This is a genomic window from Palleronia sp. THAF1 (assembly GCF_009363795.1).
In the GTDB taxonomy this organism is placed as follows: Bacteria; Pseudomonadota; Alphaproteobacteria; order Rhodobacterales; family Rhodobacteraceae; genus Palleronia.
Map to the genome: position 1 here is coordinate 2,637,719 of NZ_CP045420.1, position 16,431 is coordinate 2,654,149.

The window sequence follows — 16,431 nt, forward strand, 5'->3', positions numbered from 1 at the left end:
CCTAGACTTTGACGGATTCCAGTTTGTCCCAATCGAACACCACCCCATGGCCGGGACGATCGGGCGCAATGGCGTGGCCGTCTTCGATCTGCAGCGGCGTCTCGACATAGTTTTCCAGCCCAAAGCCGTGCGCCTCCAGATACGAGCGGTTCGGACAGGCGGCGAGCAGGTGCACCGTGATGTCATGCGCGCCGTGGCTGGTGACGGGCAGGTGGAACGCCTCTGCCAGCCGCGCGATCTTCATGAAGGGCGTGACGCCACCGCAGTTGGTGACGTCCGGCTCTGGGAAGGTCACACCGCCTTCGATGGCTGTGCGGAATTCCCACAACGAGCGCAGGTTCTCACCCGCCGCGATTGGGATGCCGCCTTCTGTCAGGATGCGACGATGGCCGGCGGGGTCCTCTGGCGGGATGGGTTCCTCGAACCACGTCAGGTCGAATTCCGCGTAGGCCTTGGCCGCGCGCACGGCACCGTCGACGGTGAATTTCATGTTCGCGTCAGCCATCAAGGGCATGTCTGGCCCAAAAGCATCGCGCAGGGCGGCAAGCTTGGCCACATCCTCTCGCAGCAGATCCCGGCCCACCTTCATCTTGATGGCGCGGTGGCCCTTGGCGCGGTTTTCATGCGTCTGCTCGACCAACTCCGACGGCGTCAGGTGAATGTCGATCCCGCCAGCATAACAGGGCACCCGCGCGTCGAACCCACCCAACAGACGCCACAGGGGCAGATCCGCGCGTTTCGCCTTCAGATCCCACAGCGCCATATCCAGCGCCGAAAGCGCCAGCACCGTTGGCCCGCCACGTCCGCCGTAGTGGAAGGCCCACCATAGGTCCTTCCAGATCGCCTCGATCAGCGATGGATCGCGGCCGAGCACCAGCGGGGTCATCTCGCGGGCGAGAATGTCGGCGATGGCCCCGCCGTTCACACCGCAGGTAAAGGTATAGCCTACGCCCGTCGCCCCGTCGCTGTCGGTCACGCGGGCGGTGACGACCTCGAACGCGGTCATCGTGCCGTGCATGCTGTCTTCCAGCGCCACTGGCAGCGGGATCAGGTAGTGGTCGGTCTTCACGCTGGCGATAGTGGTCATGGCGCGGTCCGCAAATTGCAAAAGGGGCGGAACGCGCCCGCCCCCTTGGGATGTCTAGAATGCCGGCCCTGCGATCACAGGAAGATCGACACGATGGGCGGCCAGATCAGCAGGACCGACAGTGCCACAAGTTGCAGCGCGATGAACGGCAGGAAGCCCCGGAAGATCGCCGTCAGCGTGATGTGCGGCGGTGCGACCGACTTCAGGTAGAACGCCGCAGGGCCGAAGGGTGGCGACAGGAAGCTGACCTGCATGTTCATGCAGAACACCACACCGAACCAGATTGCCACGTGACGCGGCTCCAACTCTCCGAAGATGCCGATTTCCGCTACGGGAAGTTTCAGCACGATGGGCAGGAACACCGGCATGATCAGCAACACGATGCCGACCCAGTCCATGAACATCCCCATGATCAGGAAGATCAGCATCATCACCAGGATGATCGACATGGTGGGCAGTTCCGCCGCGATGATCAGGTTGGCCACGTAGGTCGGACCGCCGGACAGGGTGTAGGCCGCTGCCAGCGCCGCCGCACCGATGGTCACCCAGATGATCGTGCCGGTGGATTTCAGCGTGCGGATCAAGCTGTCCCACACGATCTCGAACGTCATCTCGCCGCGGACAAGGCTGATGGTGAAGACGGCAACGACGCCCATGCCAGCGGCTTCCGTAATGCCGGTGATGCCCATGTAGATGGATCCCAGAACCACGCCGATGACGATGACGGGCGCGATCAGGCCCTTGCCCATGTCCCAGCCGGTGGCGACACGCTCTTTGCCGATGGCGAACATCGCGGCGAACAGCGCGCCGAAGAAGCCCGCGATCCAGGGCAGGTCGGACACCATGCCCAGCGCAATGGGGTCTTCGCCCGGTTGCAGGGTGTTCTGTCCGGTGACGGTGAAGAACAGTGCGCGCAGGAACAGCACGCCGGTGACCCACAGGCCGAACTTCGTCAGGAAGCCCAGAAACATCAGACCCTTTTCACGTCCGTGCGGCTCATCGGGGTCGATGGGCGGCAGCGGGGCCAGCGACGGGTTCACCCGCGTGCGGATAAGGATGTAGACGATGAAGAACGACGCCAGCATGAAGCCCGGCAGGAAGGACGCGGTGAATAGCGCCTTGATCGAGGTTTCGGTGACGAGGCCGTAGAAGATCAGAACGATGGACGGCGGGATCATCGTGCCCAAGGAACCAGACGCACAGATCGTGCCGATGGCAAGGTTCTGATCATAGCCCAGCCGCAACATCTGCGGCAGCGCGATCAGGCCCAGCAGCACGACTTCACCGCCGATGATGCCCGACATGGCGGCCATGATGACGGCCATGATCGAGGTCACGACAGCAATGCCGCCCCGCGTGCCCGACAGCCACACGTTCAGTGAAGAGTACATGTCCTTGGCGATGCCGGAGCGTTCCAGCAGGGCCGCCATGAAGATAAACAATGGAATTGATATCAGGACGTAGTTGGTCATCTGCCTGTAGACCGCCTGGCCCAGCACAGACATCGGCCCTGCCCCGAAGTCGCGGAATAGAAGTTCCGGACCGAACTTCATGATAAGAACGGCAACCGCCAGAAAGGCCGAAGCAAAGCCAAGCGGCATGCCGATGGCCAGCAGGAAGAACATCGCCAGTAGCAGGATGATGCTCAGCGTTCCGATGTCGGGGACCTTCATCCACGAGAGCATGCTCAGGAATTCCATTGTCACTTACCTCAGCGTCTTGCGGATGTTTTCGATCTCGACTTCGTCCATATCGTCGAGGGACAAATGCTCAGGGGCCTTGTTCCAGTCGGCGATGATGTTCGACAGCGCCTGCAGCGCAACGAGACAGATGATGATCAGGATGGCGCCCTTCAGGATGCCCGGAATGGGCGGATCCCACGCGGTGCCGAAGGTCTCCATTCGCAGGAAGCGGCGCATGGCGTCATCGTAGCCGCCCCAGACCATTGCAAAGGTGAAGAACCAGATCAGGAACAGCGAGATGATGTCCGAGACCTTCTGAAAGAAGCGGGGCATCATGTCGTAGATCACGTAGATGCGAATGTGGCTGCGCTGCTGCATGGCGTAAAGGCCCGCAAGCAGGAACACGAAGCTGGCCATGAAGAGAGACAGCTCGTTCGCCCAAAGCGTCGGGCGCGCGAAGACGTAGCGAGAGACGACCTCGTAGAACATGACCAAAACGGTCAAGGCGACAAGGATCATCGCGACCCGCGACAGGACGAGGGATATGATGTCGAACACGCCGTCGGGATGATACTCGATCGCGCCACGGCTGTCGGACAGGTAAAGCGACAGGGTCAGGACGGTGCCCAGTATCACGAACAGCATCAGCTGAACCATCGGGCGACCCTCGGGGCGGATCATCTCGTACATTCCGATGGAGTCTTCAGTCAGCAGGCGGTTGGCGATCAACCAAACGTACAGAACGGCGAAGACGGCGGAAAATCCGATTGCGGCCATGCGTATCGGCTTGCGCATCGGACCCAGCCAAAGGCTTTCCTGATTCATCCTGACAATCCCCCGAAGAAAGCGGGCCCGTTGGCGGCCCAAGGTAACGGCACATCTGGAGAACGCGGGCCCCGCAATGGGGGCCCGCGATAGACGAGCGAAGAGGCACGACCATCAGGCCACGCGTCGTCGTCCTTAGTCGATCAGACCAAGCTGGCTGAGGTAGGCTTTGTGGCTTTCGACCAGCGCCGCGGCTTCGGGGCTGCGGGTGGCCCAGTCATCCCAAGCGGCCTGAGCGGCAACGCGGAATTCCTTGCGGTCTTCGTCCGACCAGGCGTACAGCGTCACGCCCTGCTCTTGGAGTTCAGCGGCGGCTTCGGTGTTGGCCTTTTCGTTCGCCATGGCGATCTGGAAGGACAGCTTCTGCCACGCGGTCTCCATGATGCGGCGCTGCTGCTCGGTCAGGCCGTTCCACACGTCGAGGTTACAGGCCAGGTGATCCGACGGCATCGAGTGGAAGCCGGGGTACGTGGCGTGCTTGACGATGTCATACAGACCAAGGCCCACGTTGTTCGCCAGACCCGAAGCGTCGGCACCGTCGATGATGCCGGTTTCCAGCGCGGTGAAGATCTCGGTGAAGTCCATCACGATGGGCGAGGCGCCCAGCTTCTCGAAGATCTCGGTCTCCATGCCCGGGGGCGAACGGAACTTCCAGCCTTCCAGATCCTCGGGACCGGCCAGCGGCTTGGAGGACGAGAACGATTCCTGACCGTAGATGGCCCAGCCGATCAGCTGCATGTTCTGCGCGTTGTAAAGCTCTTGCGCAGCCTCCCAGCCACCGCCGTGATACAGCCAGCTATACTGCTGCCACGGGGTGTCGTAACCGCCCATGATGTCGCCGACAAACTGGAACGCGGGGTTCTTGCCGGTCTGGTAGGCACCGCCCGTCGCGTCGCAATCCACGATGCCGTTGATCGCGGCGTCGAAGGTCTCGGTCGTTGCGACGACAGAGGAAGAGTAGAACATCTCGATGGTGATATCGCCGCCGGACATGGTTTCGACGTCGTCGATCCACGTGGCCAACATCTTGCCGGTCGGGTGCTCGGTTGCGTAGTGCGTCTGGATGCGCAGGTTCACAGGCTCGGCCACTGCGGCACCTGCGACCAATGCGGTCGCACCAGCCATCATCAAAGCTGACTTCAAGTTCATGGTTATTCCTCCCTAAGCGGCTCTGCGTGGCCACCTGTCTTAAATTGATGCAGTCGAGTGCATCGCGACGAATGGTATACCATCCTGACAAAACCGTAGCGAACGAAATCTCGACACGCAACGTTTTTTGGTATACCAGATTTGAACTTTCGTTGTTCTGTTCTAAGCAGCCGAAACGAAGGTAGCTGAACAGTCAGAACAGGCCGAATGTCGAAAGAATCGCTTGCCGAACACATCGCCAACGGACTTCGGCGCGACATCCTTCGGGGCAAGCTGTCGCCCGGCAAGCCGGTGAAGGAACGCGACATCGCGGCGGATATCGGCGTCAGCCGCACCCCCATCCGCGAAGCGATCCGCATCCTGTCGAAGGAAGGTCTGGTCGAGCTGCGACCCTCTCGCAGTCCCATTGTCGCGATCTCTGATTTCACCGAAATCTCGGACCAGACAGAGGTGCTGATCGCGCTGGAAAAGCTGTCTGGCGAGCTGGCCTGTAACAATGCCACCGACCGTCAGATCGAACAGTTGGCCAAGATCACAGCCAATATGTCCGACAACTTCGACACTGCCGATCCACTGGACATGTTCGAAACCGACATGTCCTTCCATACCGCCATCGCGGTCGCCTCTGGCAATCATGCGCTGGCCGAAACTCACGGGACATTCCTGCGCCGCCTGTGGCGCGCGCGCTATCTTGCTGCCAGCAAGCGCCGCAATCGCGACCGGGTGGTCAACGAGCACACGTTGATCCTGAATGCCTTGCGCGCACGGGATGCAAGCGCCGTCCGGGACGCGATCGACAACCACCTGTGGCACCTTGCGGACGATATACGCGCCGCCATGGAGCACGAAGCAACCGCACACGAATATAGGGAAGACAACGATGAAGCTTTTGCGATTCGGACCGAAGGGACAGGAAAAACCGGGCATGCTGGACGCTGACGGCAACGTCCGCGATCTGTCCGGCAAGGTTGCTGAATTCGCGGGTGACGGCGTGTCGCTGGACGCCTTGGATGCGATCCGCGCGCTGGACGTGGACCGCCTGCCGGTCGTCGCGGAACCGGGCCGCATCGGCAGCCCGCTGGCGTCTGTTCCGAACTTCTTCTGCATCGGCCTGAACTACGCCCTGCACGCGAAGGAAAGCGGCGCGGACGCGCCATCGGAACCCATCGTCTTTTCCAAGGCGACATCGGCGCTGTCCGGACCGTTCGATCCGGTCGTCATCCCGCGCACCTCCGAGAAGAGCGACTGGGAAGTCGAGCTGGGTGTCGTGATCGGCAAGCCGACCCTGTATGTCAGCGAGGATGACGCGCTGGATCACATCGCGGGCTACTGCACCATCAACGACGTGTCCGAGCGCGCCTTCCAGATCGAGCGTCTGGGCCAATGGATCAAGGGCAAGTCAGCCCCCACCTTCGGTCCCGTCGGCCCCTATCTGGTGACGGCGGACGAGGTTGGCGATCCGCAGAACCTGCGCGTATCTCTCGACCTGAACGGAGAGACCGTTCAGGACTCCAACACCAGCGACATGATCTTCAGCGTGCGCCAGATCGTAAGCTACATGAGCCAGTTCATGCAGCTGATGCCCGGTGACATCATCGCCACCGGCACGCCGTCGGGCGTCGGCCTCGGCATGTCGCCGCAGCGCTTCCTGAAGCCTGGCGACGTGATGGAGATCGAGGTTCACGGGCTGGGCCGTCAGCGGCAGGAAACCGTCGCCGCAGAGTGACCCCGAACCTCAACGCCTATCTCTACTTCGAGGCCGTCGCGCGGCGCGGGACCATCACCCGCGCCGCCGAGGAGCTTTCGGTCTCGCCGTCCGCCGTCAGCCAGCAGGTCAAGCTGCTGGAGCAACGTCTGGGCATCAAGCTGTTCCGCCGCGAGGGCCGCGCCCTGTCGCTGACGTTGGAGGGCGAGCAGCTTTACCAATCCTCGACCACCGCCTTGCGCTTACTTCGCGACGCCGGGCGGCACCTTGGCAAGACGCGCGAGACGCATCGCCTGAACCTGCGCGTGACGCCCAGTTTCGGGGTGCGCTGGCTGGGGCCGCGTCTGGCTGATTTCGTGGCGCGCCATCCCGATTGGGATCTGCGCATCGACGCCGCCCCCGATCCCACTGATTTCGAGCGTGAGATCATGGATCTGGATATTCGCTACGGCGCGGGCGACTGGCAGGGACTGCACGCGCAGGACGTGGTGCCTGACCATGTGCTACCGCTGTGCAGCCCGGATTATCTGGCAGAACTGAAGAGCGATGCAGGTCCCGCCATGATGCTGGATCAGGCCCGCCTGATCGACAGCGCGCGGGCCGTTTGCCAGTGGGACTTCTGGCTTCTGCAAAACGGCATTCAGACGCAGGCCAACCGCAAGTCGATCCTCATGGACCGCTCATCCATGGCGCTGCAATTGGCGCTGGACGGGGCGGGGATCGTGCTGGAATCACTGGCGCTGGCGCTGCCGGAAGTGACCGAGGGGCGACTGGTCCCTGTGCTGTCCGATGTGCCGGTGCTCAGCTTCCCCTCCTACCGCGCCATCTGCCCTGCCCGGAACCTGAACCGCCGTGCTGTACGGCAGTTTTTGGGTTGGCTGGACGACGCCGTGGCCGAGCACGCGACGCAGGTGGACGCAGTGCTCAGGCGTCACGGGCTAACGGTTCAGACGCTTGGCTTCGACGGTAGTCAGTTGATCGCGCCCTAGTGGATCAGCGACCCGCCGTTCACGTCGATTTCCGAGCCGGTTACATAGGCCGACAGGTCCGAGGCCAGGAACAGCGCACAACCCGCAACGTCAGACGCTTCCCCGGCGCGCCCCATGGGGATGCCGGCCTTGATCTGCTCCATCATCTCGTCGGTCAACATTCCGCCGGTGATATCCGTCGCGATGAACCCCGGACAGATCGCGTTCGAGCGGATGCCATCGGGCGCCAATTCCCGCGCCATGGCCTTCGTCAGCCCCAGCACACCGGCCTTGGCCGCCGAATAATGCGGCCCGCCGAAGATGCCGCCACCGCGCTGCGCCGACACGGATGACATCTGCACCAGCTTGCCCGACTTACGCTCCCGCATGTGCGGGATGACGGCCTGGCTCATGTGCAGGGTGCCCAGCAGGTTCACGTCCAGCACCGCGTCGTAGTTCTCGTGGCTGATGTCCATAATCTTCAGCGGCTGGGTGATGCCTGCGTTGTTGACCAGAATGTCGATCTGGCCGAACGCCTCCAGCGCGGCAGCGACGGCGACGTCGCAGTCTTCCTTGCGGGTGACATCGCAGGCCAGACCGATGTGCTCGTCCCCGATATCGGCGGCGGCATCTTCGGCCTTCGCAGCATCTAGATCAAGGATCGCGATGCGTGCGCCGTGGGCCGCGAAGAGTTGCGCGGTCGCCTTGCCCAGGCCCCGCGGGCTGGCGGCCCCTGTGATGATGGCGGTCTGTCCGTCCAGAAGCTTCATTGTCGGTATCCTAATCCTTGTGAACGGGATGGCCGGTCAGCGCCTCATAGGCGCGGATCACGGCGCTGTCGTCTTCGCGGCCCAGGCCCATGCCGCTTGCGCCGATCATCATCTGGTAAGCGGCAGCGGCCAGCGGCACCGGCGCGCCGCTATCCCGCGCAGTTTGCACCACAAGACCCAGATCCTTGATGAAGATATCGACGGTTGACGTCGCTGTCGCGCCGGTCGTCATCATACGCGGCGCGCGATCATCCATCATCCAGCTTTGCCCGGCAGAACTGGACACGATGTCGAACAGCGTCTGCGGATCGCACCCGGCTTTCGCGCCGAAGGCCATCAGCTCGGCAGCGGCGACAAGATGCACCCCGGCGGCAAGCTGGTGAACGACCTTGTAAGTCGCGCCCAACCCGGCCTCATCCCCCAGCCGGTGAACCTTTTTCGAGATTGCAGCCAGCACCGTATCGGCCCGGTCGAATGCCACTTGCGGGCCGGACGCCATGATTGTCAGCCTCCCATCATCGGCCCCGACCTGACCGCCGGAAACGGGCGCGTCGAGCATCGTGTGACCCTGCTCGGCCAGCCTTGCAGCAATCGCCCGCGCCTCTGAAGGCGCCACGGTAGAAGACAAGATAACGACCGCACCCGGTGCCAAAGCGTCGGTGACGCCGGCGAACAGCGCCGCTTCGGCCTGCGCGGCGGTGGCGACCATGACCAGCAGCAGATCGCAGTCTGCGACGACGTGGGCAGCGTCCTCTCCGGTCGAGCCGCCCTCCTGTGCGAAGCGGGCGCGCGCACCCTCGGACAGGTCGAACCCGGCCAATGGAATGCCCGCCGCCATGATGTTGCGGGCCATGCCCTGACCCATCGCGCCCAGCCCGATCATCGCGGTCCCGGTCATTCTAAGCGTTCAACCATGACTTGATCGACGCGCAGATGCGCGGAACGGTGATCCCGTACTGATCGTGCAGCGTCGGCAGCGCGCCCGCGTCAAGAAACGCGTCCGGCAGGGCGATCTGGCGGAAGGGCACATGCACCTGCGCGCGCATCAACGCACCCGCGACGGCCTCTCCCAGCCCCCCGGTGATTGAGTGGTTCTCTGCCGCGACGACCAGCCGCCCGCCCTTGGCGGCCTCGGCGCAGATGGTTTCGGCGTCCAGCGGTTTGATCGTGGGCGAGTGCAGCACCGCGCAGGATATGCCGTCGTTGGCCAGCGCCTTCGCCGCATCCAAAGCGCGCATCGTCATGAACCCGGACGAGACGATCAGCACGTCCGTCCCGTCGACGATCATCTGTGCCTTCCCCAGTTTGAACCGATAGCCGTATTCGCCCAGCACGTTCGGCACCTTGCCCCGCAGAAGGCGCATGTAGACCGGGCCGGGCGTGTCGGCGATGGCGCGGGTCGCTTGGTCAATGTCCACCGCGTCGCAGGGGTCCAGCACCGTCAGGCCCGGCATCCCGCGCATGATCGCCAGATCCTCGGTCGCTTGGTGGCTGGGGCCGTAGCCGGTCGACAGACCGGGCAAAGCACAGCAAATCTTGACCGGCAGGTTTTCCTCGGCAATCGCCATGGCGATGAAATCATAGGCGCGGCGCGCCGCGAAGACGGCGTAGGTGGTGGCGAACGGCACGAAACCCTCGCGCGCCAGACCGGCGGCGGCGGACATCAACAGCGCCTCTGCCATGCCCATCTGGTAGAAACGGTCTGGATGCGCCTCGGCAAAGATGTGCAGATCGGTGTATTTCGACAGATCGGCGGACAGCCCGACGATATCGTCGCGCGTCTTCGCCAGATCGACCAGCGCGTGACCGAACGGCGCCGCCACCGTGTCGCGTCCTTCCGCGTCGAGCGAGGCGATCATCGCGCTGGTGGCGACGCGCTCTCCATCCGGGACCGAACGCGGCGTGTATTTCGACTTGCGACGAGAGGAGGCGGGGATGTTCACAGCGGCGTCTCCTGATCCAGATGGGCAATGGCCTTGGCCCATTCGTCGGCCTCGACCCGAATGAAATGGGTGCTCTCGCGGGTTTCCAGGAACGGCACGCCCTTGCACATCTTGGTGCGGCAGATGATGACGCGCGGCTGATCGCCCGGATGGTTGCGCGCGGCGTCGAAGGCGGCGACCAGCGCGTCCAGATCGTTGCCGTCAACCTCTTGCGCGTGCCAGCCGAACGCGGCCCATTTCGGGGCCTCTTCCGCGGTGGCCAGTGCGTCCAGCGTGGGGCCGTCCGCCTGCTGGTTGTTGAAATCGACGATGGCGATCAGGTTATCCAGCTTCCACTGCACGGCAGACATGACTGCCTCCCAGGTGGAGCCTTCGCCCAGCTCGCCATCCGACAGAAGGTTGTAGACGAAGGCGTCCGACGTCTTGTGCTTTAGCCCCAGCGCGGCCCCTACGGCGATGCCCAGACCGTGGCCCAACGAGCCGCCCGTGATCTCCATCCCCGGCGTGTAGGACGCCATGCCGGACATGGGCATACGGCTGTCGTCCATCCCGTAGGTCTCGATCTCGTCTTCGGGCAGGATGCCAGCCTCTAGCAGAGCCGCGTAGAGGGCAATCGCGTAGTGGCCGATGGACAGGTAGAAGCGGTCGCGCCCCTCCCATTCGGGATCATCGGCGCGGTAGGTCATCGCGTGGAAGTAGGACGTGGCAAGCACATCCGCGACGCCCAATGCCTGCCCGATATATCCCTGCCCCTGCACCTCTGCCATACGCAGGGCATACCGCCGGATCGCCCAGGCACGGCGCGCAAGGCTGACGTTGGATCCAGAAATGTCGCGTTGATCTGGCAAGACGGTCTCTCCCACGTCGCTATCGGGGAACAGTCGCTGCAAGTTACGGCCTGCGACAAGCGGGAAATCGTAAAGGACTGTTTAGCACAGCTTAACGACTGCGTTGGAAAACATGATGGTTCTCTGCCATCGCCCGCCGTTATCGTGGCTTGACCCCACTGGAAGGCGCACGCCATGAACCTGTCCGCAATGCTCGCCAAACGCACCGCCGAAGGCCGCCCCGTTCGCATCGGCCTGATCGGCGCGGGCAAGTTTGGCTCCATGATCCTGGCTCAAGCGCAGCACATCGACGGCTATCACATCGTGGGCATCGCCGATCTGGATCCGTCTAAGGCCAAGGCGTCGCTGGCGCGCGTCCATTGGAGCGCCGAACAGTACGCCGCCACGTCCTTGCAGGACGCCGTCGCATCGGGGGCCACCCACGTCACCGACGATGTGGGCGCCCTGTTCTCCAACGACCAGATCGAGGTTATCATCGAGGCCACCGGACACCCCATCGCCGGTGTGCGCCACGCGATGGCGGCCATCGACGCGGGCAAGCATGTGATCATGGTCAACGTCGAGGCCGACGTGATGTGCGGCCCGATCATCGCGGAACGGGCCCGCAAGGCGGGCGTGGTCTATTCCATGGCCTATGGCGACCAGCCTGCCGCCATGTGCGAGTTGGTGGACTGGGTCCACTCCTGCGGGTTCGAACTGGTATCGGCAGGCAAGGGCATGAACTTCTGCCCCGGCTACCGCTATTCCACGCCCGATACCGTCTGGGATTACTTCGACTTCAGCGAAGAACAGGTGAAATCGGGAGACTTCAATCCGAAGATGTACAACTCCTTCACCGACGGAACCAAGGCCGCCATCGAGATGGCCGCCGTGGCAAACGCAACGGGACTCGACTGTCCGTTCGACGGTCTGGCCTTCCCACCCTCTTCGCTGGATGATCTGGCCGAGGTGTTTAAACCCGCAAGCGAAGGCGGGCGGCTGGAAAAGAACGGTATCGTCGATATTGCGGCCTCCCGCGAGCCCGACGGACGCTTGGTCCCGAACAACATCCAGTACGGCATGTTCGTCACCTTCCGCGCGCCCAACGAATACACCCGCCAGTGCTTCGACCAATACGGACTGCTGACCGACGCATCCGGCTGGTACGGCAGCATGTGGCGACCGTTCCACCTGATCGGGCTGGAAACATCTGTCTCGGTCCTGTCGGCGGCGTTGCGGGGCGAACCCACGGGTACGTCGAACCGCTACCGCGGCGATGCGGTGGCCACGGCCAAGGGCGATTTCGCAGCGGGCGACATGCTGGACGGCGAAGGTGGCTTCAAGGTCTGGGCCAAGGCGATCCCCGCCAGCCGCGCCGTGGCGGAACGCGCTCTGCCCATCGGCCTTGCGCATCATGTTAAGTTGAAGCGTGACATCAAGCGCGACCAGATCGTGACGCTGGACGATGTGGAAGTGGCCGACGATCTGGATATCCACGCCTTGCGCGATGAACAGAACGCCCTGCTGGACAGCTGATATGGCAGACGTCCAGAAAATGGCCGACGCCATCCGCTTCCTTGCGATCGACGCTATCCTTAACGCGGGCGAGGGCCATCAGGGCGTGCCGCTGGGCATGGCCGAAATCGCGGCGACGCTGTATGCGCGCCACCTGAAAGCCGATCCCACCGATCCCCTTTGGCCCGATCGCGACCGGGTTCTGCTGTCGAACGGCCACGGGTCGATGCTGCTCTACGCGCTGTTGCATCTGTCGGGCTATGAGAAGGTCTCGCTGGACGCGCTGAAGTCCTTTCGCCAGTTGCACTCCGTCTGCGCGGGCCACCCCGAAATCGAGCAGGACGCAGGGATAGAGATCACGTCCGGCCTGCTGGGTCAGGGCATCGCTTGCGCCGTCGGCATGGCGGTGGCCGAAGAACGGCTGGCCGCCCGTTTCGGACGCGAGCTGGTGGATCACCGGACGTGGGCCTTCGTGGGTGACGGCTGTTTGCAGGAAGGGATGGGGCAAGAGGCGATCTCGCTCGCCGGGCATCTGCAACTGGGCCGCCTGACGTTTCTGTGGGACGACAATCAGATCACCGACGACGGCGATACCGCGCTGTCGATTTCTGAAGACGTCCCCGCCCGCTTCCGCGCGGCGCAGTGGCACGTGATCGAGGTGGACGGTCACGATATCGACGCGCTGGACGCGGCGATGGCTAAGGCGAAAGCCGATCCGCGCCCGTCGCTGCTGGCCTGTCGCACGACCATCGCGCGCGGGATCCCGCGCCTGCAGGGGAAACGCGGTGGGCATAGCGCGCCGCTGACCGCACAGGACGCCGAAGATGCACGCTCCGACCGCGATTGGCCCTACCCGGCGTTTCAGGTGCCGCAGCCTGTTTACCGAGACTGGCGTAACGCGCTGGCGTCCGGCACACAGGCCCATGCGGGCTGGTCCGCGCGGTTGGCCGCCAATCCCGACGCCGCCGAGTACACCCGCTGGATCAGCGGCACCCTGCTCGATGGCTGGACCGACGCCCTGCCCCGCACCAATGCGCCGCGCCCTACGATACAATCCTCTGGCGACGTCTGCGATGCACTGGCCGAAGCCTTGCCCGAAACCATCGTCCTTTGCGCCGATCTGGAAGCGCCCACGAACCACAAGCGCAGCCGCGCTGCCTTCACCCCCAACAGCCGCGCTGGCACCTATGTCCACTGCGGCGTGCGCGAGCATCTGATGGGCGCGATGACCTGCGGAATCGCGGCGCATGGCGGGTTGCGCCCGATCAATGTCACTTACCTTGCTTTCGCCGATTACGAGCGTCCCGCGATGCGGATGGCGGCCCTGATGGGACTGCCTGCGATCTTCGTCTTCAGCCACGACTCCATTGGCACCGGCAGCAACGGCCCGACGCACCAACCCGTCGAAACCCTCGCCGCATACCGCGCGATCCCGAACATGCGCGTCTTCCGCCCCGCCGACGCGGTAGAGACCGTCGAGGCATGGCAGATCGCATTGGAAACCCGCACCGGCCCGTCGATGTTCGCGCTGTCCCGGCAGGACGCGGACCCAGTGCGCCGCGATACGAGCAAAATCCTGTCGCGCAAAGGTGCCTACGTGCTGGCCGGGCCCGAAACGGACCGCGACGTGACCCTGATCGCCACGGGAACAGAGGTCGGTCTGGCCATGCGTGCCTGGACTACGCTGGAGGCGCGTGGCCTGCGGACCACCGTCGTCTCGATGCCCTGCTGGGAGCTGTTCGAGGGGCAGAACGCCGACTATCAGGCGCAAGTCCTTGGCACCGCACCACGCATCGCCGTAGAGGCCGCGCTGAAGTTCGGGTGGGAGCGTTGGCTGCGCCCGCAGGATCGGTTCATCGGGATGACCGGCTTTGGCGCATCGGCCAAGGGCCCGGAACTCTACGCACATTTCGGCATCACCGAAGCGGCAATCGTGGATGCTGCGACCGAACTGGTGGATCACTGATTTACCAGGCAACGCGCCAACAAGTTGAGTGGGCACGCAGGGACCCGAAACAACCGGGTTGCACCTTCCCTACATCCCGATACCAACTACGTCCCAAGACATTGGGGCGTGCAGAACCCGGTGCCATGTGGAGGTGTCATGGGTTCGATCATCAAGATCATCGATACGGTCAACGAGATCGTGGGGCGCATCGTCGTTGTGCTGGCCGCCGTCTTCGCCGCCATCATCATCTACGATGTTGTCATGCGCTACGTCTTCAACGCGCCGACCCGCTGGGCGTTCGATCTGTCGAAGCAGCTTTACGGCTTCTATTTCATCCTCCTCGGCGGCTACGCGTTGCGCAACAATGCGCACGTCCGCGTCGATCTGCTGATCGAACGCTTCTCTGACGGCTGGACCCGCATCGTCGAGGTTCTGGGCTACGTCATCTTCTTCTTCCCCTTCACCTGGATCTTCCTGACCCGCTCTTACGACTTCGCGGCAACGTCATGGGCGCAGGGTGAAACGACCTACGGCGCCGTTGCGCTGCCGATCTACCCGCTGAAGGCAGCGCTTTGCGTCGCGTCAGGTCTGCTACTGATCCAAGGTGTGTCACAGGTTTTGAAGATCCTCTTCGACCACCGTGAAGAGCAGGAGATCCATCAATGACCGGGCTGGGCGGCGAATCCATCGCCATCGTTATGTTCGGCTTGCTGGTGCTGGGTCTGATGATGGGCCACCCGCTGGCCTTCGTGCTGGGCGGCACCGCCGTTCTGGGCGCGTTCATCGCCGGAAAGCCGATGGTGTTGGGCATCGTCATCAACCGCATCTTCGGGGATGTGCTGGACAATTACACGCTGATCGCGATCCCGCTGTTCGTGCTCATGGCCCAGTTCCTCAGTAATTCGGGCGTGACCGACAAGATGTTCGAATCCCTACGATTGCTGATGTCGAACGTGCGCGGCGGACTGGCGCTGGCAGTGGTCTTCATCTCGATCCTGCTGGCGGCGACGACCGGCATCATCGGTGCGTCGATCACCGTCATGGGCGTGATGGCGCTGCGGCCGATGCTGCAATACGGCTACGCGCCGACGCTGACGACCGGCGTGATCGCCGCGTCGGGCTGTCTGGGCATCCTGATCCCGCCGTCGATCATGCTGATCCTCATGGCGTCTTACTCACCACTGTCGGTGGGAGAGCTGTTCGCGGGCGCAATGATCCCCGGCGTCATCCTTGGCCTTCTGTACGCAGGCTGGGTCGCACTTCTGGCCGCCTTGCGCCCCGACATGGCCCCCAGCGTCATGCCCGACGACATGCCGCCGCGCCGCGAACTCTACCTCATGCTGATGAAGGAAGCGGTGCCACCGCTACTGCTGATCTTCGGCATCCTCGGCTCATTGCTGGCGGGCATCGCCACGGCGACGGAAGCCTCTGCCATCGGGGCCGCGTTGGCACTGGTCATCGTCATCGCGCGCGGGCGCTTCAGCCTGTCCGGCTTCTACGACGCACTGCGCGAGACCGGGAAGACCAGCGCGATGATCCTGTTCATCGTGGTCGGCGCCACCGCCTTTACCGGCGTGTTCAACATCACCGGCGGGCTGCGCGCGACGCAAGAGATCATCCGCGGATTGGAAATGGAAACCTGGATGCTGCTGACGGTGATGATGTTTATCGTCTTCATCCTTGGCGCATTCCTCGATTGGACCGGCATCGTGCTGCTGTCCTTCCCGATCTTCCTGCCCATCGTGCAGGAAATGCCATCGGTCGACCTGCTGTGGTTCGTCGTTCTGATGTCTATCGTTCTGCAAACCAGCTTTCTGACACCCCCCTTCGGCTATGCGTTGTTCTATCTGCGCGCCATTGCGCCGAAGGAGGTGAAGACCACGGACATCATCAAGGGGGTCCTGCCGTTCATCGGCCTGATCGTGATGATGTGCGTGGCCGTGGCGCTGTTTCCGGGTCTTGTGACCTGGCTTCCAGCCACGCTGTACCGTTGAGACCAAGAAAACCATTAG

At 63.3% G+C, this 16,431-nt stretch carries 15 protein-coding genes; 7 read left to right on the plus strand and 8 right to left on the minus strand.

Annotated features, from left to right (window positions below; translation table 11 throughout):
- Position 1: 1 nt before the first annotated feature.
- The 4 genes from FIU81_RS13135 to FIU81_RS13150 form a co-directional block, all read right to left on the minus strand.
- On the minus strand, positions 2–1,087 hold the full coding sequence (locus FIU81_RS13135; protein WP_124110639.1) for a mandelate racemase/muconate lactonizing enzyme family protein: 1,086 nt from the start codon (positions 1,085–1,087) through the stop codon (positions 2–4).
- A 74-nt stretch (positions 1,088–1,161) separates the two neighbouring features.
- The gene (locus FIU81_RS13140) at positions 1,162–2,787 is read right to left on the minus strand and encodes a TRAP transporter large permease (RefSeq protein WP_216644255.1); all 1,626 of its coding nucleotides are present in this window, start codon (positions 2,785–2,787) and stop codon (positions 1,162–1,164) included.
- 6 nt (positions 2,788–2,793) lie between these two features.
- Complete coding sequence (locus tag FIU81_RS13145; RefSeq protein ID WP_124110638.1) at positions 2,794–3,594, minus strand: TRAP transporter small permease subunit; 801 nt, start codon at positions 3,592–3,594, stop codon at positions 2,794–2,796.
- A gap of 135 nt (positions 3,595–3,729) precedes the next feature.
- Positions 3,730–4,743, minus strand: coding sequence for a TRAP transporter substrate-binding protein (locus FIU81_RS13150; protein WP_124110637.1), 1,014 nt, complete (start codon positions 4,741–4,743; stop codon positions 3,730–3,732).
- A 207-nt stretch (positions 4,744–4,950) separates the two neighbouring features.
- Between FIU81_RS13150 and FIU81_RS13155 the strand changes: the two genes are divergently transcribed.
- The 3 genes from FIU81_RS13155 to FIU81_RS13165 are packed head-to-tail and all read left to right on the plus strand — an operon-like array spanning position 4,951 to position 7,437.
- A complete protein-coding gene (locus tag FIU81_RS13155; protein ID WP_124110636.1) occupies positions 4,951–5,682 on the plus strand; it encodes a GntR family transcriptional regulator in 732 nt (243 codons plus the stop codon).
- Positions 5,624–6,469: a fumarylacetoacetate hydrolase family protein gene (locus tag FIU81_RS13160; protein WP_124110635.1), complete on the plus strand. Its 846-nt coding sequence runs from the start codon at positions 5,624–5,626 to the stop codon at positions 6,467–6,469. Before FIU81_RS13155 ends, FIU81_RS13160 begins: the two co-directional genes overlap by 59 nt.
- Positions 6,466–7,437: a LysR substrate-binding domain-containing protein gene (locus FIU81_RS13165; RefSeq protein WP_124110634.1), complete on the plus strand. Its 972-nt coding sequence runs from the start codon at positions 6,466–6,468 to the stop codon at positions 7,435–7,437. The genes FIU81_RS13160 and FIU81_RS13165 overlap by 4 nt, the downstream gene beginning before the upstream one ends.
- Here the strand turns inward: FIU81_RS13165 and FIU81_RS13170 are convergent.
- From FIU81_RS13170 to FIU81_RS13185, 4 genes are read right to left on the minus strand one after another with little or no spacing between them, the layout of a single operon-like run.
- Positions 7,434–8,186, minus strand: coding sequence for an SDR family NAD(P)-dependent oxidoreductase (locus tag FIU81_RS13170; RefSeq protein WP_124110633.1), 753 nt, complete (start codon positions 8,184–8,186; stop codon positions 7,434–7,436). The genes FIU81_RS13165 and FIU81_RS13170 overlap by 4 nt on opposite strands.
- Before the next feature lie 10 nt (positions 8,187–8,196).
- Positions 8,197–9,084: an NAD(P)-dependent oxidoreductase gene (locus FIU81_RS13175; protein WP_124110632.1), complete on the minus strand. Its 888-nt coding sequence runs from the start codon at positions 9,082–9,084 to the stop codon at positions 8,197–8,199.
- Between the two features lies 1 nt (position 9,085).
- Positions 9,086–10,129, minus strand: a complete 1,044-nt coding sequence (locus FIU81_RS13180; protein ID WP_254695923.1) for a transketolase family protein — start codon at positions 10,127–10,129, stop codon at positions 9,086–9,088.
- Positions 10,126–10,896, minus strand: a complete 771-nt coding sequence (locus FIU81_RS13185) for a transketolase (protein WP_216644296.1) — start codon at positions 10,894–10,896, stop codon at positions 10,126–10,128. The genes FIU81_RS13180 and FIU81_RS13185 overlap by 4 nt, the downstream gene beginning before the upstream one ends.
- A gap of 255 nt (positions 10,897–11,151) precedes the next feature.
- Here FIU81_RS13185 and FIU81_RS13190 point away from each other — a divergent pair, with 255 nt between their 5' ends.
- The 4 genes from FIU81_RS13190 (at position 11,152) to FIU81_RS13205 (ending at position 16,413) form a co-directional block, all read left to right on the plus strand.
- On the plus strand, positions 11,152–12,492 hold the full coding sequence (locus FIU81_RS13190) for an NAD(P)H-dependent oxidoreductase (RefSeq protein ID WP_124110631.1): 1,341 nt from the start codon (positions 11,152–11,154) through the stop codon (positions 12,490–12,492).
- A gap of 1 nt (position 12,493) precedes the next feature.
- Complete coding sequence (locus FIU81_RS13195) at positions 12,494–14,437, plus strand: transketolase family protein (RefSeq protein ID WP_124110630.1); 1,944 nt, start codon at positions 12,494–12,496, stop codon at positions 14,435–14,437.
- A gap of 138 nt (positions 14,438–14,575) precedes the next feature.
- A complete protein-coding gene (locus FIU81_RS13200) occupies positions 14,576–15,085 on the plus strand; it encodes a TRAP transporter small permease subunit (protein ID WP_124110629.1) in 510 nt (169 codons plus the stop codon).
- A gap of 5 nt (positions 15,086–15,090) precedes the next feature.
- A complete protein-coding gene (locus tag FIU81_RS13205) occupies positions 15,091–16,413 on the plus strand; it encodes a TRAP transporter large permease (RefSeq protein WP_172971510.1) in 1,323 nt (440 codons plus the stop codon).
- Positions 16,414–16,431: the final 18 nt, after the last annotated feature.

Excerpts from the sequence above, each read along its gene's own strand:
- FIU81_RS13175 (WP_124110632.1), bottom strand. The coding sequence starts at position 9,084 with ATGACCGGGACCGCGATGATCGGGCTGGGCGCGATGGGTCAGGGCATG.
- FIU81_RS13150 (WP_124110637.1), bottom strand. The coding sequence starts at position 4,743 with ATGAACTTGAAGTCAGCTTTGATGATGGCTGGTGCGACCGCATTGGTC.
- FIU81_RS13135 (WP_124110639.1), bottom strand. The coding sequence starts at position 1,087 with ATGACCACTATCGCCAGCGTGAAGACCGACCACTACCTGATCCCGCTG.
- FIU81_RS13145 (WP_124110638.1), bottom strand. The coding sequence starts at position 3,594 with ATGAATCAGGAAAGCCTTTGGCTGGGTCCGATGCGCAAGCCGATACGC.
- FIU81_RS13170 (WP_124110633.1), bottom strand. The coding sequence starts at position 8,186 with ATGAAGCTTCTGGACGGACAGACCGCCATCATCACAGGGGCCGCCAGC.
- FIU81_RS13160 (WP_124110635.1), top strand. The coding sequence starts at position 5,624 with ATGAAGCTTTTGCGATTCGGACCGAAGGGACAGGAAAAACCGGGCATG.
- FIU81_RS13200 (WP_124110629.1), top strand. The coding sequence starts at position 14,576 with ATGGGTTCGATCATCAAGATCATCGATACGGTCAACGAGATCGTGGGG.
- FIU81_RS13190 (WP_124110631.1), top strand. The coding sequence starts at position 11,152 with ATGAACCTGTCCGCAATGCTCGCCAAACGCACCGCCGAAGGCCGCCCC.
- FIU81_RS13185 (WP_216644296.1), bottom strand. The coding sequence starts at position 10,896 with ATGGCAGAGGTGCAGGGGCAGGGATATATCGGGCAGGCATTGGGCGTC.
- FIU81_RS13155 (WP_124110636.1), top strand. The coding sequence starts at position 4,951 with ATGTCGAAAGAATCGCTTGCCGAACACATCGCCAACGGACTTCGGCGC.
- FIU81_RS13195 (WP_124110630.1), top strand. The coding sequence starts at position 12,494 with ATGGCAGACGTCCAGAAAATGGCCGACGCCATCCGCTTCCTTGCGATC.
- FIU81_RS13140 (WP_216644255.1), bottom strand. The coding sequence starts at position 2,787 with ATGGAATTCCTGAGCATGCTCTCGTGGATGAAGGTCCCCGACATCGGA.